General features: G+C 39.6%; 24 protein-coding genes. 16 read left to right on the top strand and 8 right to left on the bottom strand.

Annotated elements, in window-relative coordinates:
• The first annotated feature begins 9 nt into the window (after window positions 1-9).
• From rsmG to R8925_RS05745, 7 genes are all read left to right on the top strand, one after another.
• The gene (gene rsmG, locus R8925_RS05775; RefSeq protein WP_430534958.1) at window positions 10-726 is read left to right on the top strand and encodes a 16S rRNA (guanine(527)-N(7))-methyltransferase RsmG; all 717 of its coding nucleotides are present in this window, start codon (window positions 10-12) and stop codon (window positions 724-726) included.
• A gap of 114 nt (window positions 727-840) precedes the next feature.
• On the top strand, window positions 841-1,710 hold the full coding sequence (gene noc, locus R8925_RS05770) for a nucleoid occlusion protein (RefSeq protein ID WP_430534957.1): 870 nt from the start codon (window positions 841-843) through the stop codon (window positions 1,708-1,710).
• Window positions 1,711-1,888: 178 nt separating this feature from the next.
• The gene (locus R8925_RS05765) at window positions 1,889-2,626 is read left to right on the top strand and encodes a helix-turn-helix domain-containing protein (protein ID WP_430534956.1); all 738 of its coding nucleotides are present in this window, start codon (window positions 1,889-1,891) and stop codon (window positions 2,624-2,626) included.
• Window positions 2,627-2,900: 274 nt separating this feature from the next.
• Complete coding sequence (locus R8925_RS05760) at window positions 2,901-4,322, top strand: DHA2 family efflux MFS transporter permease subunit (protein WP_430534955.1); 1,422 nt, start codon at window positions 2,901-2,903, stop codon at window positions 4,320-4,322.
• 260 nt (window positions 4,323-4,582) lie between these two features.
• Entirely contained in the window at window positions 4,583-5,344 is a 762-nt protein-coding gene (locus tag R8925_RS05755) for a ParA family protein (RefSeq protein ID WP_185343095.1), read from the top strand.
• Complete coding sequence (locus tag R8925_RS05750; RefSeq protein WP_430534954.1) at window positions 5,337-6,194, top strand: ParB/RepB/Spo0J family partition protein; 858 nt, start codon at window positions 5,337-5,339, stop codon at window positions 6,192-6,194. The genes R8925_RS05755 and R8925_RS05750 overlap by 8 nt, the downstream gene beginning before the upstream one ends.
• A 4-nt stretch (window positions 6,195-6,198) precedes the next feature.
• Complete coding sequence (locus R8925_RS05745) at window positions 6,199-6,390, top strand: DUF951 domain-containing protein (protein ID WP_036071274.1); 192 nt, start codon at window positions 6,199-6,201, stop codon at window positions 6,388-6,390.
• Between the two features lie 63 nt (window positions 6,391-6,453).
• Here the strand turns inward: R8925_RS05745 and R8925_RS05740 are convergent, their stop codons facing one another.
• Window positions 6,454-6,738, bottom strand: a complete 285-nt coding sequence (locus R8925_RS05740) for a hypothetical protein (protein ID WP_430534953.1) — start codon at window positions 6,736-6,738, stop codon at window positions 6,454-6,456.
• Between the two features lie 231 nt (window positions 6,739-6,969).
• On the bottom strand, window positions 6,970-8,145 hold the full coding sequence (locus tag R8925_RS05735; protein WP_430534952.1) for a pectate lyase-like adhesive domain-containing protein: 1,176 nt from the start codon (window positions 8,143-8,145) through the stop codon (window positions 6,970-6,972).
• Window positions 8,146-8,490: 345 nt separating this feature from the next.
• Here R8925_RS05735 and R8925_RS05730 point away from each other — a divergent pair, with 345 nt between their 5' ends.
• The 3 genes from R8925_RS05730 to ychF all read left to right on the top strand — a co-directional run bounded on the left by R8925_RS05730 (window position 8,491) and on the right by ychF (window position 12,109).
• Window positions 8,491-9,951, top strand: coding sequence for a catalase (locus R8925_RS05730; RefSeq protein WP_430534951.1), 1,461 nt, complete (start codon window positions 8,491-8,493; stop codon window positions 9,949-9,951).
• A gap of 236 nt (window positions 9,952-10,187) precedes the next feature.
• Window positions 10,188-10,889 (top strand): hypothetical protein, encoded by a 702-nt coding sequence (locus R8925_RS05725; protein WP_430534950.1) that lies wholly within the window; start codon window positions 10,188-10,190, stop codon window positions 10,887-10,889.
• A 116-nt stretch (window positions 10,890-11,005) separates the two neighbouring features.
• Window positions 11,006-12,109 (top strand): redox-regulated ATPase YchF, encoded by a 1,104-nt coding sequence (gene ychF, locus R8925_RS05720; protein WP_430534949.1) that lies wholly within the window; start codon window positions 11,006-11,008, stop codon window positions 12,107-12,109.
• 99 nt (window positions 12,110-12,208) lie between these two features.
• On the opposite strand, the gene R8925_RS05715 is transcribed toward ychF, so the two are convergent.
• The 5 genes from R8925_RS05715 to R8925_RS05695 form a co-directional block, all read right to left on the bottom strand.
• Window positions 12,209-13,375 carry an MFS transporter gene (locus tag R8925_RS05715; RefSeq protein WP_430534948.1) on the bottom strand — a complete coding sequence of 389 codons (1,167 nt, stop codon included), beginning with the start codon at window positions 13,373-13,375 and terminating at the stop codon, window positions 12,209-12,211.
• Window positions 13,376-13,400: 25 nt separating this feature from the next.
• Window positions 13,401-13,874, bottom strand: coding sequence for a PTS sugar transporter subunit IIA (locus R8925_RS05710; RefSeq protein WP_430534947.1), 474 nt, complete (start codon window positions 13,872-13,874; stop codon window positions 13,401-13,403).
• Between the two features lie 24 nt (window positions 13,875-13,898).
• Window positions 13,899-14,399, bottom strand: coding sequence for a hypothetical protein (locus R8925_RS05705; RefSeq protein ID WP_430534946.1), 501 nt, complete (start codon window positions 14,397-14,399; stop codon window positions 13,899-13,901).
• A gap of 70 nt (window positions 14,400-14,469) precedes the next feature.
• Window positions 14,470-15,795: a 6-phospho-alpha-glucosidase gene (locus tag R8925_RS05700; protein ID WP_430534945.1), complete on the bottom strand. Its 1,326-nt coding sequence runs from the start codon at window positions 15,793-15,795 to the stop codon at window positions 14,470-14,472.
• 18 nt (window positions 15,796-15,813) lie between these two features.
• Window positions 15,814-17,373, bottom strand: a complete 1,560-nt coding sequence (locus R8925_RS05695) for an alpha-glucoside-specific PTS transporter subunit IIBC (RefSeq protein WP_430534944.1) — start codon at window positions 17,371-17,373, stop codon at window positions 15,814-15,816.
• A 224-nt stretch (window positions 17,374-17,597) separates the two neighbouring features.
• Here R8925_RS05695 and R8925_RS05690 point away from each other — a divergent pair, with 224 nt between their 5' ends.
• Window positions 17,598-18,383: a MurR/RpiR family transcriptional regulator gene (locus tag R8925_RS05690; RefSeq protein ID WP_430534943.1), complete on the top strand. Its 786-nt coding sequence runs from the start codon at window positions 17,598-17,600 to the stop codon at window positions 18,381-18,383.
• Window positions 18,384-18,405: 22 nt separating this feature from the next.
• Here the strand turns inward: R8925_RS05690 and gshAB are convergent, their stop codons facing one another.
• Entirely contained in the window at window positions 18,406-20,733 is a 2,328-nt protein-coding gene (gene gshAB / locus R8925_RS05685; protein WP_430534942.1) for a bifunctional glutamate--cysteine ligase GshA/glutathione synthetase GshB, read from the bottom strand.
• A gap of 188 nt (window positions 20,734-20,921) precedes the next feature.
• On the opposite strand from gshAB, the gene R8925_RS05680 reads away from it, so the two are divergent.
• The 5 genes from R8925_RS05680 to R8925_RS05660 all read left to right on the top strand — a co-directional run bounded on the left by R8925_RS05680 (window position 20,922) and on the right by R8925_RS05660 (window position 25,138).
• Window positions 20,922-21,299 carry a GntR family transcriptional regulator gene (locus R8925_RS05680; protein ID WP_430534941.1) on the top strand — a complete coding sequence of 126 codons (378 nt, stop codon included), beginning with the start codon at window positions 20,922-20,924 and terminating at the stop codon, window positions 21,297-21,299.
• Window positions 21,300-21,304: 5 nt separating this feature from the next.
• The gene (locus tag R8925_RS05675; RefSeq protein WP_430534940.1) at window positions 21,305-22,192 is read left to right on the top strand and encodes an ATP-binding cassette domain-containing protein; all 888 of its coding nucleotides are present in this window, start codon (window positions 21,305-21,307) and stop codon (window positions 22,190-22,192) included.
• Window positions 22,193-22,205: 13 nt separating this feature from the next.
• Window positions 22,206-23,294: a hypothetical protein gene (locus R8925_RS05670; protein WP_430534939.1), complete on the top strand. Its 1,089-nt coding sequence runs from the start codon at window positions 22,206-22,208 to the stop codon at window positions 23,292-23,294.
• Between the two features lie 10 nt (window positions 23,295-23,304).
• Complete coding sequence (locus R8925_RS05665) at window positions 23,305-24,402, top strand: hypothetical protein (RefSeq protein ID WP_430534938.1); 1,098 nt, start codon at window positions 23,305-23,307, stop codon at window positions 24,400-24,402.
• Window positions 24,403-24,478: 76 nt separating this feature from the next.
• Window positions 24,479-25,138, top strand: coding sequence for a DUF1129 domain-containing protein (locus tag R8925_RS05660; RefSeq protein WP_430534937.1), 660 nt, complete (start codon window positions 24,479-24,481; stop codon window positions 25,136-25,138).
• Window positions 25,139-25,276: the final 138 nt, after the last annotated feature.

Here is a 25,276-nt window from a genome sequence, read left to right as displayed (position 1 = left end):
GGGTAAAACGTGAATCCAGAACAGTTTAGAGAACAGTTATTGCAAAAAGGAATCGAGTTATCAGATACGCAAATGGAACAGTTTAATAAGTATTTTACGATGCTTGTAGAGTGGAATGAAAAAATGAATTTAACTGCTATTACAGAGCGTGATGAAGTTTATTTAAAGCACTTTTATGACTCGATTTCTGCAGCTTTTTATGTTGATTTCAAAGATGTAGGAACGATTTGTGATGTTGGTGCAGGTGCAGGTTTTCCAAGTATTCCAATCAAGATTTGTTTCCCTGATTTGGACGTTACGATTGTTGATTCTTTGCAAAAACGGATGACTTTTTTAGGTGCGCTTGCAACTGAATTGAATTTGGAGAATGTTCACTTTCACCATGCAAGAGCGGAAGAATTTGGCCAAAATAAAGCGTTTCGTGGTAGCTTTGATTTAGTGACGGCACGCGCAGTAGCAAGAATGAGTGTACTAACGGAGCTTTGTTTACCGCTAGTCAAAAAGGGTGGTTTTTTCTTAGCGATGAAAGGGATGCAGGCAGAGCAGGAGTTGAAAATTGGCGCGAAAGCAATCGCAACGCTTGGCGGAAAAGTGAAAAATCATTACGCGTTTTCATTGCCAATTGAAGAGAGTGAGCGCAATCTATACTTGATTGAAAAAGTGAAAGAGACGCCAAATAAGTATCCTCGTAAAGCTGGTACGCCTAATAAACAGCCAATTGAATGAAAAGCATGTATTTATCAGCAATTTTCTGCTAAAATGGACAGTGTATAAAGTGTGATGCTACTCACGCTTGAAACTATTGACAGCAGGCTTAATTTTAGAAGGGATGGTTTAAGAATGCCTTTTTCGCGCTTATTCGGAAAGAAAGATAAGGAATATATTGAGATTGAAACGGAAGAAACCGTGGAGGAATTCGTGCAACAAATCGTAGAACTTCCTGTCGCATCCATCATTCCGAATCGCTATCAGCCCAGAACGGTTTTTGATTCGTCCAAAATTGAAGAATTAGCCAGAACAATCCGGATTCACGGTGTAATTCAACCGATTGTTGTGCGCGAATATGAACCCGAAAAATTCGAAATTATTGCTGGTGAGCGTCGGTTTCGTGCAGTTTCTTCGTTAGAGTGGGACACGATTCCAGCCATTGTTCAGAGCTTAACGGATGATGAAGTTGCAGCAATTGCTTTGATTGAAAACCTGCAACGCGAAGAGCTGACGCCGATTGAGGAAGCGAAGGCGTATCAGAGTTTGTTAGACATGCAAGAAGTCACACAAGAAGCATTAGCGCAACGTGTCGGCAAAAGCCAGTCTGCAATTGCGAATAAATTACGACTGCTGAAATTACCAGAAGCAGCGCAAAAAGCAGTTTTAGATAAGCAAATATCAGAGCGTCACGGTCGTTCTTTGCTCGTATTAGAAATAGAAGAGCAACAACTAGATATTTTAGCAAAAATAATCGAAAATAAGTGGAACGTGAAAGAAACAGAGCAACAAATTCAGGCTTTAATTGCTGAGCCTGAATCTAAGCCTAAAAAAACGAAACCAAAGCGCCAAGCAATTAGCCGTGATGTTAGGATTGCGGTAAACACAATCAAACAGTCGATTACAATGGTAAAAGATAATGGAATGGATTTACAGATGGAAGAAGAAGAGTCTGATGATTATTATCAAATTACGATTCAAATTCCAAAACAAAAAGCTAAATAATGTAATCAAAACAGATTTCCAAAAAAGGATGTCTGTTTTTTTTCATGTAGGCAAAAAGAAGAATTATGATTAGGTCGCGCAAGTAAGGTGCAATTTTTCATGAAAACCTATACAATGAAGATATACCGATAGATAGAGGAGGGAAGCGGTGCACTCGTGAGGTGTTACTGCGAATAATATGGCGAAAATAATTTTTGTAAGAGATGAACAAGATGAATTTCAAGCATATGATTTCCTGCACAGTTTAATTCAAGAAAAACCTTTAATGTCGACCCTTTTATTGCAAGGCCTGATGCAGTTAGAGAAAGCGGAAACGAGAAAATTAACAACGGGAAGACAAGTGTTACCAGAAGTTCATTTAACAATCGGTAAAAATCAATCGTACTCACTACAGACGAACAAAATTGAAACATCGATTGACCAACCGATTGAGGAAATGAAAGTCCATTTTAAAGATAAAAATTGTCGGATGCTCTATTTTACTGCTTTTTCGGATACAGAAACATACTATTGTTTTGTAAAAGGTTATTTCAAGGATCGCAATCCATTCAATGATAAAATGGCCGCTTATCGTGAAGAAGTGAAGCGAATTTTCCTTCGTCGTGCTGAGGCTAGATTGAGTATTGGTAAGGATGATTATGAATTTGAATCGTTGAAAGAGCTGGCATGGCAGAATGAGGCGATTGTTCATTATTTAGATAGCTTTTCGGCGCGCTTGGGTCAATTTATTTTTGCGAAACGCGTGAAGAAAAAATGGTCGCAGTTAGATTTAGGTCTAAAATCAGATTTATCACCGCTTGTTATTTCACGATTAGAAGCGGGAGATCCGGATATGACTGTTCGGATGTACCAAAAGGCATGTGAAGTGCTAGATGTTTCAACAGATTTTACGGATGATCATTTGACGATTGAATAATTTTGAATGAAATAAGGGAATGGTTTCCGGATCTAATTGGGAGCCATTTTTTAGTTGCGCTAAATAAGGAGGTCATTCGCGTATCGGTTTGTTAGACGCTAATCTGCAGAGAATTACAAATTTAGAATAATTAACCAAAAATGCATGTACTAATAAAATAAGCAGATACGTAAATCTATAAAAGAAACGTACGTTCTCATTTTCTTGACTTTATGAATAAAAACCTTTAGAATGGAGGCTTCACGCAAATGAAGGTGAAGAGGGGGAGTTTTTTTTGAGTAGAACAGTAACAGCACAAGAAAAGCAGGAATTTAAGACGATACCGATTGTCACAGCTTTTCTAATTGCAGGATTTATAGGCTTGTTCAGTGAAACAGCTTTAAATATGGCACTTACGGATTTAATTCGTGTTTTTGATGTAAGTTCAGCAACAATTCAATGGTTAACAACGGGGTATTTGCTAACGTTGGGTATTTTAGTACCAGTTTCAGGACTTTTATTACAATGGTTTACCACGCGAAAATTGTTTTTTGCATCTGTTGGTTTTTCGATAGTAGGGACACTGATTGCTGCATTGGCACCAGATTTTGGTGTTTTAATGGTCGCGCGTGTTATCCAAGCGATTGGGACGGGACTTTTACTACCGTTAATGTTCAATACGATTTTGGTTATTTTTCCAGAGCATAAACGGGGATCAGCGATGGGACTTATTGGACTTGTTATAATGTTTGCACCAGCAGTTGGACCAACGATTTCAGGACTAATTATTGAAAATTTAACGTGGAATTGGATTTTCTGGATTGCTTTACCGTTCCTAGTGTTTTCGTTACTGTTTGGACTACGTTATATGAAAAATGTGTCTGAGGTTACGAAACCGCGAATTGATATTTTTTCGATTATCTTATCAACGCTTGGTTTCGGGGGAATTGTATATGGCTTTAGTAGTGCCGGCGAGAGTGGTTGGGGTAGTGCATTAGTTATTACCACGATGGTTATTGGAGTTATCAGTTTAGCTATATTTTCTTGGCGTCAGCTGACGATGGATGAGCCAATGATGGACTTGCGTGTTTTCAAGTTTCCGATGTTTACGCTTGGATTATTAATCGTATTCATCGCATTTATGATTATCCTGTCAACAATGATTTTATTACCGCTCTATTTGCAAACAGGACTAGCTTTAGCGGCATTTTCAGCCGGTTTGGTACTTTTGCCAGGTGGAGTCATAAACGGCTTGTTATCACCTGTTACAGGACGTTTGTTTGATGCTTTTGGTGCACGTGTATTGGTTGTTCCAGGATTTATCGTGTCTGTCGTAACTTTGTGGTTCTTAACGCAAATTACATTAGAAACAACAGCCATTACAATTATCATATTGCACAGTGCACTAATGGTTGGCGTGTGTATGATTATGATGCCAGCACAAACAAATGGCCTAAATCAACTACCACCAAAAATGTATCCAGATGGAACAGCAATTATGAACACGTTACAACAAGTTTCAGGTGCAATTGGAACAGCAGTTGCAATCACGATTATGTCGGCTGGTCAAAAAGCGTACATGGCAACCGTAGCGAATCCAGGTCCGCAAGACTTAGCGGCATCACTTGTTGAAGGCTCACGTAGCGCATTTACGTTTGGCCTTGTGATGGCGATTATTGGTTTGGTAATATCATTATTTATTCGCAAAAAAGCATAAAAACAAGCCGTGTCGATAAAATTCAGGCACGGCTTTTGCCTATCATCAAATTTATTTTCGCATAAAGTAGGACTAAACCTTAAATTTTTGATAGAATAGACTATGAGAAGCAACGCGCCGACAAATATTGATTTTCGTCATTAAACCTCTGTTTTTGTGCTTGATTTTGTCTATACGATGAGGTTTGGTGGTGAATCATCTAAAATAAAGTTTTTTCGCGTTCGGTGTTATAAACAATATGTGAGGGTTGGTGAAATAGATTGAGCAAAGTGATTGCACTAGCAAATCAAAAGGGTGGCGTAGGTAAGACGACGACATCTGTTAACCTAAGTTCTAGTCTTGCGTATCTAGGTAAAAAAGTACTGCTTGTGGACATCGATCCTCAAGGGAATGCGTCAAGTGGGGTTGGCATTAATAAAGGCGAAATAGAGCATTGTGTCTACGATGTGCTTGTGGATGACGTTGCCTTGAAAGACGTTATTAAACCAACAGAGATGGAAACGCTAAATGTGGTTCCTGCTACGATTCAACTTGCTGGTGCAGAAGTTGAGCTCGTTCCCGCTATATCACGTGAAATTCGTCTGAAAAAAGCGATTGATTCTGTTCGTGATGAGTATGATTATGTGATTATAGATTGTCCGCCATCCTTAGGGTTGCTTACGCTAAACGCCCTCACTGCATCTGATACGGTTTTAATACCAGTTCAGTGCGAGTACTACGCATTAGAGGGTTTGAGCCAGTTATTAAATACGATTCGGATTGTCCAAAAACATCTGAATGAGGACTTACAAATTGAAGGGGTATTACTAACAATGCTTGATGCTAGAACTAATCTGGGTATTCAAGTCATTGATGAGGTAAAGAAATACTTCCAAAATAAAGTTTTTGAAACAATTATTCCGCGTAATATTCGCCTTAGTGAAGCGCCGAGTCATGGGAAACCGATTATATTGTACGATGATAAATCTCGCGGATCGGAAGTGTATGTAGATCTTGCAAAGGAAGTGATTGCTCATGGCTAAAGGATTAGGAAAAGGAATTAGCGCATTGTTCAACAATGTCGATCAGAATGAGGAAGCTGTGCAAAGCATTTCTATTAGCGAAATCCGCCCGAATCCATATCAACCACGCAAAACATTTGATCCTACAGCACTTCGCGAATTGAGCGATTCTATCAAGCTTCATGGTATTTTACAACCGGTTATCTTGCGTAAATCGGAACCAAAAGGCTATGAACTTGTTGTAGGTGAGCGCCGTTTTCGAGCTGCTAAGGAAGCAGGTTTAGAGGCAATACCAGCAGTTGTCAGGTCATTAAATGATCGAGAAATGATGGAATTAGCAGTGTTAGAAAACCTACAGCGGGAAGACTTATCAGTACTTGAGGAAGCGGAGTCCTATGATTTATTAATGAAGAACTTAGAGCTGACACAGGCAAAATTAGCAGATCGTTTAGGTAAAAGCCGTCCTTACATTGCGAATATGGTACGCTTGCTTTCCTTGCCAGCAGAAGTTCAAGTGATGCTCCGAGATGATTCCTTATCAATGGGTCATGCCCGTGCCTTACTAGGCTTAAAGGACAAGAAAAATATCAAACCAATCGCTAAAAAGACAGTAGCAGACGGCTTGACGGTTCGCCAGTTGGAGAAATTAGTAGGGGATTTGAATGGGAATGTTTCACGTGAAACACCAAAAAAACAAGAAAAAATTCCAGTTTTTATCAAAGAAAGTGAATCGCAATTGCGTGATAAATTTGGAACAGCAGTTTCTATTAAGCGTCGTGATAACAAGGGTAAAATTGAAATTGAATTTTTATCCGAGGATGATTTGGGGCGCATTTTAGAGATTTTAGATGTTCAGTTTGATGAGGATTAAGTAAATGGAGCAGAATTTTAATTTAAATGATATTGTTGAGATGAAGAAGCAACATCCTTGTGGCACCAATCGTTGGCGCATTATACGACTTGGCATGGACATTCGGATTAAGTGCGAAGGTTGTGGGCATAGCGTGATGATTCCAAGACGCGAGTTTACGAAGAAAGTGAAGCGGATTTTGGAGAAGGCTGAATAATGGGATGACAGATGAAAAGCGTTGAATGAGCGGTATAAAGCCACTCACTCAACGCTTTTTTTGTTACTTACCACCAAATAAATCTTTAATTCCATCCACAATATTTCCAACATCACCGAGGGATTCCGTGATATTTGCATTATCTGTTACTTGGTCAATCATACCACCAGCTTGTTCGCTGATTTGGCTAGTGATTTCCTCGGGATTAAGTTGTTCTGTTAAGTTTTGTGCTTGCTCTGTCAAATCTGTTGCCCCTCCAGTTACTTGATCAACCACATCACCAGCACCGCCAAGTAAATCTGTTACTTTATCTGATGCCATATCTTTCAAAAAATCGAATAAAGCCATTGAAAGCCATCTCCTTTTGTGCGATTTTCATAGACTTCGTTACCCAAAAAAGTACGCAAAAAAGACCTTACGTAAGAAACGTAAGGTCTCGCAAACAATGATTTCATTGCTAATAGAGCCGGGGTTGCCCCGTATTGACGACTCTAATATTACTGCTACTCCCCTTATCGGGAACGAGAATATGAATTACTTATAGAATAGCATGAATTCATATCAAGTGCAAGAACATCCTTATTTTGTTAATTTGAAGGAACCCATTGTTTTGAAATCGTAATTGAGGATTGAGCTATCGCCCATGTATCCATATACAGAAAGATTTGTTCCAGATCCTGACAAAAATGCGCGTAGATTCGTTGCTGTAAAAATGGTGTCGGTAGTTTTTGAGCCTAGTGTCAATGTTTGTGGCGTATTGAATTGTACGAGACTACCAGAGCTTACGTTGAAAATGTTTCCTTTTACATTATTCGATTTTAAGTCTACATTTGCTACATCATTAAAATCAATTACGGATTTGCTTGTTTTAATTAGTTGTGTGGATTTAGTGCTACCGTTTAGGACAAAGTTAGCATCTTTTTCAGCATTTAGACCAGTAGAGGCATAGATTAGCCCTGCTGTGCCAGTTGCATCTTGATTAAATTCTGTGCTTGAATTAGCGCCAAAAGTTGGTTTTCCATTCATGTATAGTGCAACGTCAACAGATTTTGTTGTGAGTTTAGAGCCTGCTTCTGTAGAGAATAATGGTGTTGCGCCTGTCATGTTGAACACCTTTTTTTGAGATATGATATTTATGTTAGCATTTTTACTGACATAAACTTTTGGATTTGCTTGTGCCATTAGGAAGGCATCCGCGGTTGTTGTCGCTGTAAAATGAACATTTTCATCGAATACAATTGTATTTACTTTTGCGATTTCGAGTGTGGATGTTGTTGTGACTTTCACATTGCCATGAAAAGTTACGGAACCTTTTGGAGCATAAGCCACTTGTTTACCTGTAAATGTCACATTGTGAAGGGCTAGTTGGCCGGTTGTATCAGTGCGATAGATACCATATGAACCAGTTGATTCAATGGATAGATCTTCAAGTGCGATAACGCCAAACTGTTTTGCATTAATGACGTATTTGCCCATATCTAGTTTGTGGTTATTACCTAGAATTAGTGGATTGTGCTGTCCTGTAATCGCGATATCACTCGTTGCTGTTATGTCTGCAGCAATGGAAATGATGTCTGTTGGAGATGTTTCTAGCGCTTTTTTTAGTTCTGTAAAAGTTGTGACAGTAACTGTTTTAACTTCTGCGGCTTGTGCGATAGTATTGGAACTATTTTCTCCAAAAGATAATGATGTTGGCGCAATGAGAATTGCTGCTGCTGTTAAAACGGATAAACCAAGTTTTGTTGTTGTTTTCATTTTTTTCTCTCCTTTTTATTGTACTGATGCATTTTGGCCAAATTGCAACTCCAATAATGATATCATGTTGTCACTGCATTCTGTGGTGACAGATATGTTGATAAAAAAAGAAAAAAGTGTGAACAAACAAGGATAAAAGCGCTATTTATAAAACAGATGCTCTATTTTAGCATGAGAAACTAGTGATAGACTAGATAGGAAAGTGCTCCAATGATATTTTTAGAATTCAGAAACAGATTACTAATCGGAAGCAACGAGGGCTAATAGTTGTTTTCCGAGTGTATGTTTTGTAGAATGGAGTTAGTATTACTTTATAATAATTATAAAAAACGGAGGTTGGATGAAATGAGTAAAAAACTAACAACAAACCAAGGTGTTCCAATCGGGGATAACCAGAATTCGATGACGGCGGGACATCGTGGTCCTACATTATTAGAAGATTATGTGTTGATTGAGAAGCTAGCTCATTTTGATCGTGAACGTGTTCCGGAACGTGTGGTGCATGCTCGTGGAATCGGTGCGCATGGTGTTTTTACAGTTAAAAACAGCATGAAGAAGTACACGAAAGCAGCATTTTTACAAGAAGTAGGGAAAGAAACAGAGGTTTTTGTTCGTTTTTCAACGGTAATTCATGGTTTGCATTCGCCGGAGACATTGCGTGATCCTCGTGGTTTTGCGGTTAAATTTTATACAGAAGAAGGAAATTATGATTTTGTAGGTAATAATTTGCCTGTATTCTTTATTCGTGATGCGATTAAGTTCCCGGATGTTATTCATTCTTTGAAGCCGGATCCAAGTACGAATATGCAAGATGCTAACCGTTATTGGGATTTCTTCAGCTTGACTCCTGAGGCTACGACGATGATTACATATTTGTTTAGTGATGAGGGTATCCCGGCTTCTTACCGCCAAATTCGTGGTTCGAGTGTTCATGCTTTTAAATGGACGAATGAGGAGGGCAAAACGGTCTATATTAAAATGCGTTGGGTGCCAAAAGCAGGTATCGTTAATCTTTCTACGGACCAAGCGTCGCAAATTCAAGCGAAAGAGTTTAGCCATGCTACTCGTGATTTCCATGAAGCGATTGAGAATGGTGACTTCCCTGAGTGGGATCTTTATATTCAAGTGCTTGATCCTGCTGATATCGATAACTATGATTTTAATCCACTTGATGCGACGAAAGATTGGTTTGAGGATGTTTTCCCGTATGAGCTTGTTGGCACAATGGTGTTGAATCGCAATCCTGAGAACATTTTTGCGGAAACGGAATCGGTTGGCTTTAATCCTGGTGTACTTGTACCTGGAATTTTGCCGTCTGAGGATCGTATGTTACAAGGGCGTCTGTTCTCGTATTCGGATACGCAGCGTCATCGTGTTGGACCGAACTACTTGCAATTGCCGATTAATAGTCCGAAAGTGGATGTGAATAATAATCAACGTGATGGTGCAATGCCGTTTAAACAACAGATGAGTTCGATTAACTACGAGCCAAATAGTTATGATACAACGCCAAAAGAAACACCGCGCTATGTGGAGGATGAGCAAGAATTGATGGCTGGGAAAGTTGGTCGCATTGAGCAGCAAAAACCGAATAATTTTGGACATGCGCGTGAAGTATGGAATCGTTATTCTGATGGTGAACGTGATGCGCTGGTGAATAATATTGTTGGCGATTGGGAAGGTGTTCGCGAGGATATCAAAATTCGTAACTTGCGTAATTTCTATCAAGTAGAGCCGGTGTTTGCTGAACGTGTGGCAAAAGGAACTGGTGTTGACTTAGAGAAACATATTGCTGATTTGAAATAATTTTGTTGTGACTGTTCGAAATGAAATGAGTTACAGCCACAATATAAGCGTGAACAAGGTGAACCCTTTAGATTATTATGAACGTATGATAGAGAAGTTAAGACAGTAATAAGGAATCGTATGAAACTACATTCGGAAGATGGGATGGGTTGCATACGATTTTTTATAATGTTTTAAAAGTTAGAATTAGACTTTTCTGGGGAATAAAATAAGGAATGCAGAGGGAGGTAAGCGATATGATGCGGTTTATCAGGGAGCATTTTTTGATGTTGGTGATTATGGTTGTTGGTTTGCTGTTTATTTTTGTGCCGGTTTTGACGGGGAGCATTGATAATGAGCTGACGATTGATGGGATGTATAATTTTATTGGGACATTTTTTGGGATTATTGGTGCAGTAATGTTGGCTTTTAGTGAGGCAAAAAACCAGAATAAGACGTTACGGGATGAGATTGATTTGAATGCGCGGAAGGAGCGGCAGATTCAAGCGGAATTTTTGTATAAGGAGTTGCTTTTTCAGAAAATCGAGAAGACTTATGGATTACTCAATACGGCGATTTATAAAAATGAGGAAATTCTGCGTTTTATTAAGGATATTGGGCAGTTATTGGAGAGTGAAAAAATACGGGCGCGGTTGATTGAAAATCGGAATGAGACGGAAAAGTATATTCATGAGATTGAGTTGATGAGTATTTATTTTCCGGATGATTTGGAGAAAGTAAAATTGATTGTGTCGACGTTTAATTATAGTAATAAATATTTGGGTACGATGGAGCATGAACTTTTGGTCGGGGATTTGGCGGGTTTTCGCAAGGAGTTGGAAAGTTATAAGACAGTTGTGAAGCGGTTGGTGCAAGTGATGGATGAATTGTCGGTTGATATGTTGGCGAGCATGAATGTGGAGATTAATAAGCTGAATGATATTGGGAACACGGTTTAGATGAGGTGTGGTAAATTCTTGTGTCTTTTTGTTAGAAAAACCTTTATAATGGAGACATGAGTGGAATATATTATGAGGAAAGCGAGACAGCTTTTCGATCAAAGGAGTTCATTTAAATGGCATTAACAGCTGGTATTGTAGGTCTTCCGAACGTTGGGAAATCGACACTTTTTAACGCAATTACAAAATCAAAAGTGGAAGCGGCAAACTATCCTTTCGCAACGATTGAACCTAATATGGGAGTTGTTGAAGTTCCTGATTCGCGTCTGAACAAGTTGACAGAGCTTGTGAAACCAAAGAAAACGGTACCGACAACATTCGAATTTACGGATATTGCAGGGATTGTGAAGGGCGCGAGTAAAGGTGAGGGACTTGGAAATCAATTCTTATCTCACATTCGCCAAGTGGACGCGATTTGTCACGTGACGCGTTGTTTTGAAGATGAGAACATTACGCATGTTGAGGGCCGTATTGACCCGCTAGATGATATTGCAGTGATCAATTTGGAACTTATTTTGGCTGATTTAGAGACGGTTGATAAACGTATCGGTCGTGTTGAAAAGCTAGCGACGAAGCAAAAAGATAAGGATGCGCTTGCGGAATACAATGTTCTTTTGAAATTGAAAGAGGCTTTGGAGAATGACAAACCGGCACGTTCAATAGAGTTTAATGATGACGAGGACAAAATCGTTCGTGGCTTGTTTTTATTGACTCGTAAACCGGTATTGTATGTCGCCAATGTTTCAGAGGATGAAGTTGGCGACCCGGATAATAATAAGTACGTGCAACAAGTACGTGAATTAGCTGCTGGTGAGGGTTCAGAGGTTATTGTTATCTGTGCGCGTGCAGAGGAAGAGATTGCTGAGCTTGACGAGGAAGATAAAGCTGAATTTTTAGAAGCACTAGGGATTGAAGAGTCTGGTTTGGATCAATTGATTCGTGCAGCGTATACGTTACTTGGCTTGTCTACTTACTTTACGGCAGGTGTTCAAGAAGTCCGTGCTTGGACATTCCGCAATGGTATGAAAGCTCCAGCATGTGCCGGCGTAATTCACACCGATTTCGAACGTGGATTTATCCGTGCTGAGGTGGTTTCATATGATGATTTACTAGAACACGGCTCCGAGCAAGCTGCAAAAGTAGCTGGGAGATTGCGTTCAGAAGGTAAGGAATATGTAATGAAAGATGGAGATGTAGTTCATTTCCTATTCAACGTTTAATCTTTCGGTGGGCTGACAGACGCTCAGTTCCGATACTCGCCTTTGTTATATTGTATAGTGAAAAAAATCGCTTTGCCAGAGTCTGGTTAGGCGATTTTTTTATATGTGTATCATGACTCGTTTTTTTAGGAAGCTGATGCATCCGAATGCGATGATTGGTAATGCTGCTAATAATAGTAATGTCAGATTTACATTTAAGTACTTTATAAGCGAGCCGGCTACAATTGGAATGAGGAGGGAAGATAGGCCCGTGAAAATACTTAGCGCGAATAATTGGCTCGTAGATTGCATTCGTTCTGTGGTCATATGGAAAATCAGTTGTTTTGATGCAATCATAATAATCGGCGTTGTGAGAAATTGCAATCCGCTTAGCCCAATAATAACCCAGACATTCTCCGTTAGTGAAAAACCGATAAACTGCGTCGTCAGTGTTACCGCACAGATCATTAACAAGGTGAAATTACTATATTTGCGCAAGAAAGCCGCTCCGAATAAATAGGATGGTATCTCAAGTAATGATTGAATCGACCATTTATAACCAATTTGTAAATCTGATGCGCCTAGTTGAAGCATCTTATCAACGACCGTAATATTATTCGCAATGACTACGCTATAAAGTAAAAATAAGATAAAAACCAACAAACGGTAATCCTTATTGAAAATAACTTCCCTAAAATCAGCCAGCGTCACTTTTGTACTATGTTGTGCAGATTTACCAACGTCAGTCAGGAAAGAAATTAGTACTAAACTAAACATTGATAATATAAAAATTCCAAAACTCAAGCCCGTATAGCCTGCTTTTGCAATTAAAAACGATAGTAAAATACTGCCGCAAGCCCAGCCGATGGAGCCAAATGCTTTTATAAATGGGAAATTATTTCGTAAGTAGGGGCTGCTTTTTAAAATCCATGTGTCGCTCAGCCCAGTGCAGGTGTTAATGAGGCCGCCACTTATTGCTAACAGGAGTAAATGCAGGAAAAACAGCTTCGATTCGGTCAAGTAGAATAGACATGTGGTGAGCAAATAGATAATCATCAGTACGATAATGAACCGCTTAATCGTCTGGTATTTGTCCGCGAAAAAACCAATAAACATCTGTAAAAAAATAGTTATTAAGGCATAGGAAGATAATAAAATACCTCGTTCCATCTCATCATAGCCAATCTTTGATAAAAACGGTGTAAATTGTGTTAAACCAAAGGAAAAGGCCATATACATGCATACATAAAGCCAACTGAAAAGTCTTCGTTCTCTTTCTTGATTCACAGAGAAAATCTCCATTCTTGTTAAGTTATAAAGTTAAAACAGCCGTTTTACCACCTGTCACTTTTTGTTCAAGAGCTATTGGTGTTACAGCGTTGCTTGACATCACAATTAATGGTGTGATTAGTTGTAAATGATGCGCTACCATTAAGGGAATATCGACTTCCAGTAGCTCTGCCCCAGCCTTCATTTCTTGGCCAATTTCAACAAATACATTGAATCCTTTTCCATCCAGTTTAACCGTATCAAGCCCTACGTGAATCAAAATTTCCAACCCTGAAACGAGGGTCATACCAATCGCGTGTTTTGTTTCGGCGATGAAGGTTATTTTTCCATCAGCTGGCGCAAAAATTGTGCCTTCCTCTAAGTCAAATGCGATGCCATCTCCCATCATTTTAGTGGAGAAAACCTCATCGGGAACCTCTTCTAGTGAAATGCATTTCCCAGTTACAGGAGACAATAAGACCGTTGTTTTTTGTTTCTTTTTTTTGAATGAAAACATTATAATTCCTTCTTCCTATGTAGTTTATAAGCTAAATCGGATGACACATACGAAAAATGAGACAAGCAGGGTGTAACCGCTAAATAGGAGTATCCATTTTTGTGGTGCTTTTTTTAGGTCTTGCCAGCTAATTCGGAAAACGTCCATACCGTATTCTTTTTTTACAAACCAGAGCAATAGCCAACCGCAAATTAGATTCATTGAGAACAATTGCGTTAATATCAAGGCTAGAGCAGTAATTTTTAGGATGTCTTTGTTCTTTTTTATAGCTACTGATTTCTTCATATATTTGACGATAAATGCGCAGAAAAAGAAGCTTAAAAATAAGATGAAATACAACGAATAAACAGGATTTAGACGAACTGGTTCCATGATGTCAGCACCGCTATGCCAAGAGATAAGTCCTAATAAACCTAGGAATAGCAACGGGAAAATAATAAATAAGATTTCTGTCACGTGTAAAATTTTTGTTGAAGTTATTTGACTTCTCAAGGTTTGGAATTTGGATAAAACGATGGTTTTCATGACGGCACATCCTTTCACATCCATTTATCGGCGTATTTTGGTGATGCAAAATACGCCGATGGGACGTTTTTTATTTTAGTTCAGGCCAGAATTCTTTGTTTACTTCAATAAAGTCGTCTAGAATGTCTTTGGCTACCTTTGCGCTCGGAACGGTTTTACTCATTGTTAAGGATTGCCAAACTTTTTGATAGGAGCCTTCAATCCAGCCTTCAATTGCTAGTTTTTCAGAGGCAATTTGCTGTTCCATTAAGCCTTTTTGGAACGTTGGGATTTTACCCATTGTTAGTGGCTCATACCCGTCTTTTCCTACGATACATGGTACTTCAACCATTGCATCATCACTGAAATTGCTTATGGCACCGTTGTTTTCTGTGATTAGTAACATTCTTTCTTTGGTGTTAAAAGTGAGCGCTTTAGCCAAGTCGACGATGAATGACGCGTGTTCGTTTGAATGAAGTGTGGTACCTTTGGCTGTTTTTGCTTCGACAATTCGAGCGCATTCAGCAAAAACTTCTTTTTCACGACCGTCGATGATTTCATTTGCCCTCGTGTATTCTTTATTGGCGTGAGCAACCGTCTCATCGGCCATTAAATAATATTTCAAGTACGTGTTGGAAAGAAACTGCGGTTCAATCTCAAGTAATTCTTTCCCTGCGCGCATAGCGTCTAGCCAGCTTGCTTCTTTATGTTGACCAGCAGGCGTATTTTCTGTGTAACCTTGTTTGCTGACGTGCGCTTTGATTTTCTCCATGAGGTCATTGCCCTCGTGATCTTTAATGCTTGTCCACCAGCCAAAATGATTCAAGCCAAAGTAGCGAACTTCCATGGCTTTGCGGTTTTGCAAGCCGATTGCGCGAGCCATGATATCCTCCAAGCAGATAGGCATGTCGCAAATGTTGATGATTTTTGAATTTGGTCTCAAGCGACGTGTTCCTTCTGCAACAATGGCGGCAGGATTTGAGTAGTTTAAAAGCCAAGCGTCAGGGGAGTATTTTTCCATGTAGTCTACTAAATCGATAATCGGGCCAATGGAGCGTAAGCCGTATGCGATTCCTCCTGGTCCACAGGTTTCTTGTCCTACAACGCCGTGTTTGAATGGGATTTTTTCATCCTGTTCGCGCATGGCATATTTTCCAACGCGTAGTTGTGCCATCACAAAATCTACATCTGTGAAGGATTCTTCTGGATCTGTAGAGTAGGAAAACTCAATTTCTGAATCATATTCGTTCACAATAATAGCGCAGGCTTCAGCTACTTTACGTTGGCGTTCTTCATCATTATCATACAATTTGATTTTACGTACTGGGAATTCCTTGACCGATTCTAATAGCATTACAACGATTCCGGCAGTATAAGTACTTCCTCCACCAGCGATTAATACAGAACTTTTTTTCATTTTTAAAAACTCCTCTTCTTATAATAGTTTTTCAAATTCATCACGTAAAGATGGGACGGATAGACCGACGATGATTTGGATTGCGCCGCCATTTTTTACGAGTCCTTGTGCGCCAACTTGTCTGAATAAGGCATCAGAGGCGACGAGTTCAGGGTCTGTTACAGTTAGCCTTAATCTTGTCGCGCAGTTTGTGACGTCAACAATGTTATCTTTTCCTCCAAGATAGGTCAGGAAACTTGCCGCTTTATCCGCGTTAGCATTACCTTTTCCGGACTTTTTCTCTTTGTAATCGGATTTGCTATAAAGTTTCATTTCATCGCTATCGGCCTCTCTACCAGGCGTTTTTAGATCCATTTTCTTGATAAGGAAACTAAAAATGAAGTACCAAATGAAAACGAATACGATTCCAATAACGATTTGTGTGAGATAGGTCGGCCAATGGTACTTCCAAAGTGGCAACCAGTTGATTGCAAACCAGTTAATGAGGCCACCACCAAAATCACCAACTACGCCAAATGCATAGGCTACTGTTGAAATTGTTGCAGCGAGTAGAGCATGAATAACGAACAAAATTGGTGCAAAAAATAGGAATGTAAACTCTAGCGGTTCGGTAATCCCTGCGAAAACGGCCGTTGCTGCAACTGGAATCATTAGTCCAAGTACAGCTTTACGTTTTTCAGGTCTTGCAGTTTTGTAGAAGGCGAGTGTAATTCCGATAGAACCGAATACTTTTGACATACCAGATAGCGCGAAACCGCCAGCAGGGTACATTTCTTTTAGCGTTTGTTCAGTTGTTTGGAATTCTCCTAAGTGTGTTGCCCAGTAAGCAGCCATACCGCCTGGAACGACTGCGTTATCGTAGGCAAACGGAGAATAAATGAAGTGGTGCAAGCCGGTCGGAATCAGGATTTTTTCCAAGAAGGAGTAAATCCAAACGCCAAATACGCCAGATGAGATAAAGAATTTTTGCATGTCGAGCATCACTGACTGGAAATGTGGCCAGATGAAAGCGAATAGGAATGCAACCGGTAACATAACTAGGAATCCTAAAATAACGATAAAAGATGTGCCACGGAAAACCCCCAATACCTCAGGCAATTCTGTATCGAAATAACGATTGTGTAGAAAAACAACGATTCCAGAAATAATCAGTGCACCCACCATACCGGTATCAAGTGTTTTGATGCCTGCAATGTTAGCAAGACCACTTGTGCCACCAACTTCTTGTGTCATATCTACACCGAAAAATGAGCTCCATGTGGTCAAGATGGCAGATAGGAAATAGTTAAAAGTGACATAAGTAACTAGAGCCTCTAAACACGCGCGGCCACTTTGCGATTTTGCAAGACCAATCGGTAAGCCGATAACGAATAGTAGTGGAATTTGTCTAAATACTGCCCAAGCCCCCTCGGCGATGACATTCCAAATTTTAAACCAGAGACCGTTTGGATTCGCAAGTCCTCCCATAATATCAGGATTCATAAATAAGATTGAGAAACCAACCACAATACCTGCAAAAGAAAATAGAAGGGCTGGAGCTAGCATTGCGCCACCAAAACGTTGAATCTTTTTCATCATATCTTTTGAAAACCTCCTTTTTTACTTTTAAGACGTCTATGTGCTTTATTCTAGCCACTAGTTGTGCACATTACAATCCCTGCAGGTGTTTTATCTCCTAATTACAAGAACAGGAACCTTTCACAAAAGCTGTGACATTTCACAACCTTGTCGCGCGTGTAAGTTTTTAATGATACAATATATATGAAAACGCTGACATAAAGATGAAGTGAGGAATGAGCGCAATGAAATTAGAGGAACTTGTCAATAAAAATTATGAACTGTTAAATCAAAATGACCTGCACATTTGGAAGTATATTCAGGCGCACAAAAAAGATTGTAGTAGTATGAGCATCAATGAGATGGCTAAACTATGCAACGTTTCTCGAACGACTATTCTTCGTTTCGCTAAAAAGATTTCTTTGGAAGGGTATAGTGAGTTAAAGGTGCATTTGAAATGGGATTTAGAATATAGCGTAAACATGGCGGATGAGGTGACAGAGGTTATTAGTGATGGTTATGTAGATGTGATTCATGAAGTAACGAAGAAGGATTTCCAGCCGATTTGTCGACTAATCTATGGGGCAAATCGGGTTTTTGTTTTTGGGTCAGGAGATTTTCAGATGGCAGTGGCAAAGCATTTAAAACGGCTTTTTCTGCATGGTGGTGATTGTTTATATGATGTTGATTCGATTACAATTAATAAGGAATTTTTTAAAATTGTGAAACCGGATGATTTGGTTATATTAATATCGCTTAACGGTGAGTCCAAATCGATTGTTTCAACAGCGATGGAGCTGAAATTAATGGGTGTACCGGTGATTTCGATTTCAAAAATGAAGAATAGTACGCTTGCGAGGTTGAGTGTGGAAAATATTTATATCTCAACAACGGAGATTCATTTTGATAATCAAAGTACACATTCTTTTGAAGCAACAGCGAGTTTATATGTTGTTGCAGAATTGTTATTTGTGAAGTATAACCTTTATAAAAACCAGTTGCGACAAGTGGAAAAAACACCCCACATTTAGAGGAATGTGGGGTGTTCATGTATTATAATTGATCTTTAAAAAGAAAATCTAAAATGATATCACCAATTCGTCTATTTTCTCCTTGGTAGGGGAAAGAATGAATCTGGATTGCCGGGTTGAAATTGAGCTCAATCACAGCATAGGGGCCGTTAGGGATTGTTTCACGTGAAACAATGATATCGACACCGCATAAATTAGCATCAACAGCTTTAGCGCATTCAATCGCTAACTCTTGGTAGTAGGGGTGAATTAAATTTGTCACATCAATGCTATCACCGCCAGTACTGATATTCGAGTTTTCGCGTAGATATACGATTTGGCCGTTTTCCGGGACATCGGACATGCTAAATCCTTGCATGGAGAGCATGAGTGTTTCTTCTGGGCCTTTTTGGATTATTTCTAAAGGTTTTAGATGATCGGTGCCACGCAATGGATCTAAGTTTTTTTCGTCGATGAGTTCGGAAATAGTACGAATGCCGTCACCAGTGATGTTAGCTGGAACGCGTTTTAGGATACCAGCAATTTTGCCATCAATTACTAGGAAACGATATTCGTCACCAGGTATATAGGTCTCGATGATAACAGATGAATCATAGCTAAAAGCAATTTTTAGAGCTTCTTCATAGTTTTTTTGAGTGAATCCGTCTTTGAAAATACTTATTCCGATACCAAAATTAGTTGATTTTGGCTTCACAACGATTGGCTTGTCAGCGAATAATTCGAAGCTGTCGCGTGCATCACTTATATTTGAAAAATTCTGACCATGTGGGACTTCGATGTTATGCTCTGCTAAAATTTGTTTTGTGACCACCTTATTTTCCATTATGAGTGCACTGATATAGCTATCGCGCGCGGTTTTAGTCGCTTGTTTGATATATTCGACTTGACCACCTTTTTCGAGACGAATGAAATTTTCTTCACGATCTAGGAGTTCAATGGATAAACCTTTTGTTACCGCTGATTTTAAAACGATTTGGGTTGAGAGTTCCATATCTTCATAGCCTATTAGTTTGTAAGCGTTCTGCATACTTTGTTCTAGATAGGTTTTAGCTTTTTCAAGGTTGAAGGACACGAATGAATCGCTTGTCGTTACGATTTGTGATGCGATTGTTTTCTCAGGATTTTTGCTTATGTCGCGTTGTACTTCGATGATACTCGAATAATCGACTGTATCAGCTAGTTTTGCGACATATTCCATTTCGGTTAGAAGTTTTTCAACTGCTTGATCGAAGGGGATTTCTGATCCGTTCACATATATGTCTGGCTTGCTTAAACCATTACTTGCGATTCGTTCTTCATTTATGTCAGACTGTTCTTGCTGCGTTTGATTAAATGCAGTACTCTCGGTTAACAGGCCGCTTACTAGTAATAGGTGAGTAAAATGCAACATTTCTTTGGTGATGCCATTCGGGTCAAATGGATTTAAATCCAAAGATCGAATTTCGATGTATTCGACGCCAGCTTCAGCAAGGCCTGCCAGCGATTGATCAGTATTCGAATTCTTTAGCCGAATTGGATTGTAAAGTTCACGCATACTGTCAATCTTACCTTGCTCAATCCATGATTCGATGCTTGCGATATAGCCATCAAAGCTATCATAATCGACATGAAGAGAGCATTTATTTTTATACCCGGCGTGACTATTGCGCAAGGAAATGCCATTTTGAAGCGCAAGGTCAGATGTTTCACGTGAAACTTCATTGTCGGGAGTTTTATTCAGAAAATTTGGTAGGTAGACTGGGCTTGCCCCCGTTAAGTAAAGTAGGAACCAACGATTTTGCATAAAATATTTAGCGACTTTAAGGTAAATCTGATTTTTGAAATCTTGTAATGTTTTTTCGCCACCCATACTTATGTGTAATCGTTCTAAAAAATCGTCAGAGAACGAGAAATTATAGTGAATGCCAGAGAGGAGTTGAACTTTTTTGCCGTATTCACGGGCTAGATGCTCACGATAGAGTCTGCTCGCTGAATTCGGATCTTGGTAAACTGCTATTGGGATATCTTGTTCTGCTGGAAGGATTGGTGGGTTACTACTTGGCCATAGATATTCATCGCGAACTCTATCTGATACGATGTTTTGAAGATTTTCTAAGGATGTATAGACCGCATCTACAGAGTCACTCACGGGTGTAATCATTTCAATTTGGCTCTCAGAAAAATCGGTTTTAATATAGGGATTTTCCTCTTTTAGCCCAAAAATTGCGGGGTGTGGTGTAAGTGATAAATTTCCGTTTTCATCTACTCGCACATTTTCTTTTTCAAGTCCAAAGTTTCCACTAAAAAGCCTCTTTTTTAAATCGGCGTGTTGTTCTAGTATTGGAAACAAATTGTCATTTTTATATAACACGATTTCACCTTCTTGTAGTCCATTTTGTTCAATAGCTTTATCTTACAATAATTAATGTCAATAGTATAGAAAATGGTTTTAGATTACTAATATTACGTTGTCGAAATATATTTGAAACATTTGTCATTAAAAACTTTACTTTTCGAAGTGTCCTAGTTACAATAGTACACATGAGGAGAGTGATTGAGATGTATACGTTAAATTCTCAAAGTCATGTTCCGATTTATGAGCAGATTGTGGCCCTAATTAGAGGTTATTGCATCAGCGGGGTCTTGCAACCAGGTGACAAGTTGATGAGTGTCCGTGAAATGTCGGCACATATCTTAGTGAATCCAAATACAGTGGGAAAGGCGTACAAGGAATTAGAGCGGTTGGGAGTTATCGAGACCAAGCTTGGAAAAGGTTCGTATGTAGCGTTTGTTAATGACAATAACCCAAATGAAGAGGCGCTTGCTTTGTTTAAACGAAATTTAGAGGAATTGGTTTTGGAAGCGAACTATTTGCGAATTGAGGAGCAGGAATTACAGGATTTGATTGGAGAGTGCTATACGAGATTGGAGGGCTAGAGTAGATGATTATTGATAGAATCACGAAACGAATTGAGGGTAATTTGGTGCTAGAGAATATTTCTTTTGAGCTGAAAGCAGGTGAAATTACGGCTTTGATTGGGCGCAATGGCGTGGGGAAAACGACGCTGTTTTCAATCATCGCGGGTATGTACTTGGCGGACGCTGGTCAAGTGATGCTGGACGGACAAGATTTACGTAAAAATCCGGCTTTGAAGAAGAATATTTTCTTTTTGGAAGATAACATGAATTATTTTAATACGTATAGCGTAAAAGCGGTCGTAAAAATCTATAAAAATGTATATGCGACGTTTGATGAAGAATTTTTTGATACGTTAATGGAGCGTTTTGAATTGCCAAAAAAAGCGAAAGTGATGTCGCTTTCAAAGGGACGTAAAGCACTCTTTTTTATGATACTGGCATTTTCTTTAGATGTGCGCTATTTATTGCTGGATGAACCGCTGGACGGCTTGGATGTAATTGTTAAGAAGCAGTTGCTGCAGTTTATTTTGGAGACGGTTGCGGATCGGAAAACGAGTGTGTTGATTGCCTCGCATCGCTTGGATGAGCTAGAAATGGTGGCGGATCGGGTGTTGGTTTTAAAAGGAATATCGCTTGAGCTGGATTATTATTTGGAGGCGTTACGTGATACCGCGCTTAAGATTCAAGTAGCATTTAAGTCAAAGCACGTGCCTGCGTTTGTAAAAGAGGAATCTGAGCTTTTGCAACGGAATGGACGAATTTATACATTGCTGGTAACTGAAAATACGGATGAGTTCGTTAGTAGACTAAAACTTGTGGAGCCGATTTTGTATCAGGAAATGGCGATTACGATGGAGGATGTTTTCACAATCAGGCTGGCGGATGATAAGGTGGACTACTACGAGATTTGAGGGGTGAGGAGCATTGTTTAGTAAGCGTTTGTGGATGAAAGAATCGCGCAGTGTTTGGTGGATTGTGATAATTTTAGTGTTAGGTTTTCTTTACGCACAAACTGGTGGGCTCTACTCGGATACTAAGGATTGGCAGATGCAATATGATTATTTTCAGTCAGATGGATTTCAAGAACAGCAGCAGATGGCGGATGGTGACAGTAAAATGACGCCAGAGCAAGTGAAAGCTAGTTTAACATTGAGTTATTTTACAACCGGATTCCCTGGTGACAAATTTTCAACGCATTATACGATGTCAAGATCTTATTTTGCGCTTAGTATTTTGGTCGTGATTTTGGGTCTGGCGATGGTTAGCTGGGAGCGTTATACGAGGAAGGATCATTTTTCACTGGTGGCACCGTTTAAGCGCAGTAGTATGATTGGCGTGAAGCTGTTGTTGGGATGCCTATCCATTACAGTGGCTTATGGGATCAGTTTGTGGCTGGGACTGAGGCATTTGTTTTTGGTAATACCTAGCGATTTTATTGATTTAGATATGCAAAAGGTATATGTGGGTTTACTTGGAAATTTAGGTACATTTTTGTTGCTTTTTGTGCTGGCTATTTTCGTTGGAACGATTATGGGTGAGTTATTGGCGACTGTTATTACGCTATTGGTTATCACGGTTATGCCAAGGTATATTTACACTGTGTGGTTTATTTTAATGCAGTTATTGTATCCAGATACTAGCTCGGATAAGTTTGCGAATTGGACATCATATGCCAATGTGTTTGTTATTTTTGGAAATAGTGAGTTTGAATATGGCCCGTTTATTTTGCAACTGGTTTTACTTGTTTTGTTTGGGATGGGTTCGGTATTGTTCTATAAGCGATATTCGATTGAGAATAATGGAAAGGTTTTGGCGTTTTCGTATTTACGTATTCCTTGTGCGGTTTTGGTTTCGTTTGGTGGAGCTATTTTAGTTGCTAATTTTTGGTTTAGTGATGGACAGATGGAGCTGCCTTCGATGACGACTTTTCTCATTATATTGGCGGGATCATTTATTGGGTGCTTAGTGATTTGTTATATGGTGCTTTACAGAAATACGTGGGTTCGGAGATAGGGGCGATTTTATGTGGCAAAAAGGGTTGTGGTATAAGGAGTGGCGGGGAATCAGATGGGTCGTTCCGCTAGTTTTTCTAGTGTTTTTGTTAGCTTTTTTCGTTGGATTGGTGAATGAGGCAAATACTTGGAATAAGAGTCAGGCGCATTATAAATCGGAGGCTTTTCAATTGGAGCAGGAGGGAGATCCGGATTTTGCGATGACGAAGCAGGAGATTCAAGATGATTTAACGGTGCGTTATTTGGCGTATGAGACGAATTTGTCGGAAAGCGTAAATCAATATACATATTTTTTCTTTAGCTTTACGGTGAGCATGCCATTTACGATGACGCTGGTTCTGGCAGTGATTATGGGCATTTGTTCAGTTATTTTGGAGCGTTATACGCGTGGCAATCATTTTACGGCGGTGATGCCTTATTCTAAAAGAGCGATTCTTGGTGTGAAGGTAATGCTTGGTTTTGCGGTGATTACGGTGAGTTATTTTGTTAGTTTGGGGCTGGGGTTGTGGTATTTTTCTTCGCAGGTTCCGACAGAATTCATTGATTTTCATCAGCAAAAATTGATAATGGACGTTTTGGGAAGTTGGTTGGCGTATTTGTTGTTGTTTTTACTTCCAATTGTTGTGGGGTACGTGATTGGTTCGCCGTTGGGTGGAATTTTAGCGACTGCGGGTTTGGTATTGTTGCCGAGCACGATTTTAGCGTTTGTAGCTCATATTATCAGCTTTATAAATAAAGATGCATCGCTTGATCTAACGTATTGGGGTGATTATTTCCGAGCTTTGGAGCCGCTTGGATTTATTCGACCGGCTTATGGACCATTATTTTTACAAATTGGATTGTTGGCTGGGCTTCTTGTTTTTGCGAGTGTAGTTGCGGAACGGGAATCATTGGAGACGAATGGAAAATTATTTGTGTTTCCAGGAATGCGAGTTTGGGGACTTCTTGTGTTTGCGACATTGGTTGGGATGTTCGTCGCGAATATGATTCAAGAATTTGTGGACTTGTCTGGGATCGCTGGTTTGGTTGTATTTTGGCTGATTTTTAGTGTGAGTTTGATTGTTTCTATATTAGCTGGAGCTCGTTCTTTTTACGGGAAACGTTTGTAATTTTTATAAATATATTTCTACTGGGAAGTATATTGGGTTATAATAGAGGTAGTATGTTTGAGGGAGGATTTTATTGGTGACAACAGAAGCAGAAACAGTGAAGCCTGAGATTGGCGAGATGAAGGCGAATTTGACGAAGCGTAACTTGCAATATATCCAAGAAGTGGAGAAGCATCTTCGTGATTTGGAGCAATATGGCGAGGAGCAACAGGCGAATTTGATCTATGAAATGACAGAGAAAGTACTTGAGAATCAAAAACAAGGTGTGACAGCGCGGAAATTATTCGATGTGACGCCGACAGAATATGTGAAAGCTTTGACTGTAAAAGCAGCGCCAGTGGGTGAAGTTGCTGGGAAATGGTGGATTGCACTGGATGGCGGTTTGCTTGTACTTGGGGCGATGATGTTGATCAGTGGTGTGAGCGCAATCTTCCAAGGACAGACGCTAGGTTTGGCCGTGCTATTCGTGACCTTCCTTGTCGGTGGTGGAGCGATGATGGTATTGCGTAAATATGCAGGTGCTATGCGTCAAGGTGAAAAAGGTGGAACGTGGAAGTATCTGTTAATTGCGATGATTGTTATTCTTGTGTGGATGACGATTATGACGGTTGTGCAAGTGATTGTTCCAGCGAAATGGAACATAGCTCTAGAGCCGTATCCGACTGTAATTGTTGGGGCAGCGCTACTGGCATTACGTTTCTACTTGAAGAAGAAGAAAAATATTCCGAATTTATAAATGATGTTGATGCTGTTTCTTGAATAGGAGCAGCATCTTTTGTTGTTGGGTTGTTCGAAATGAAATGAGTTACAACCCCAATATAAGCGTGAGCAAAGCGAACGGTTAATCCATTACGGAAGGCAAACATGAGGAGAT

Origin of the sequence: Listeria rocourtiae subsp. hofi (genome assembly GCF_963575615.1) — a bacterium.
Classification (GTDB): Bacteria; Bacillota; Bacilli; order Lactobacillales; family Listeriaceae; genus Listeria_A; species Listeria_A hofi.
This window is presented reverse-complemented; position numbering and strand designations above follow the sequence as displayed.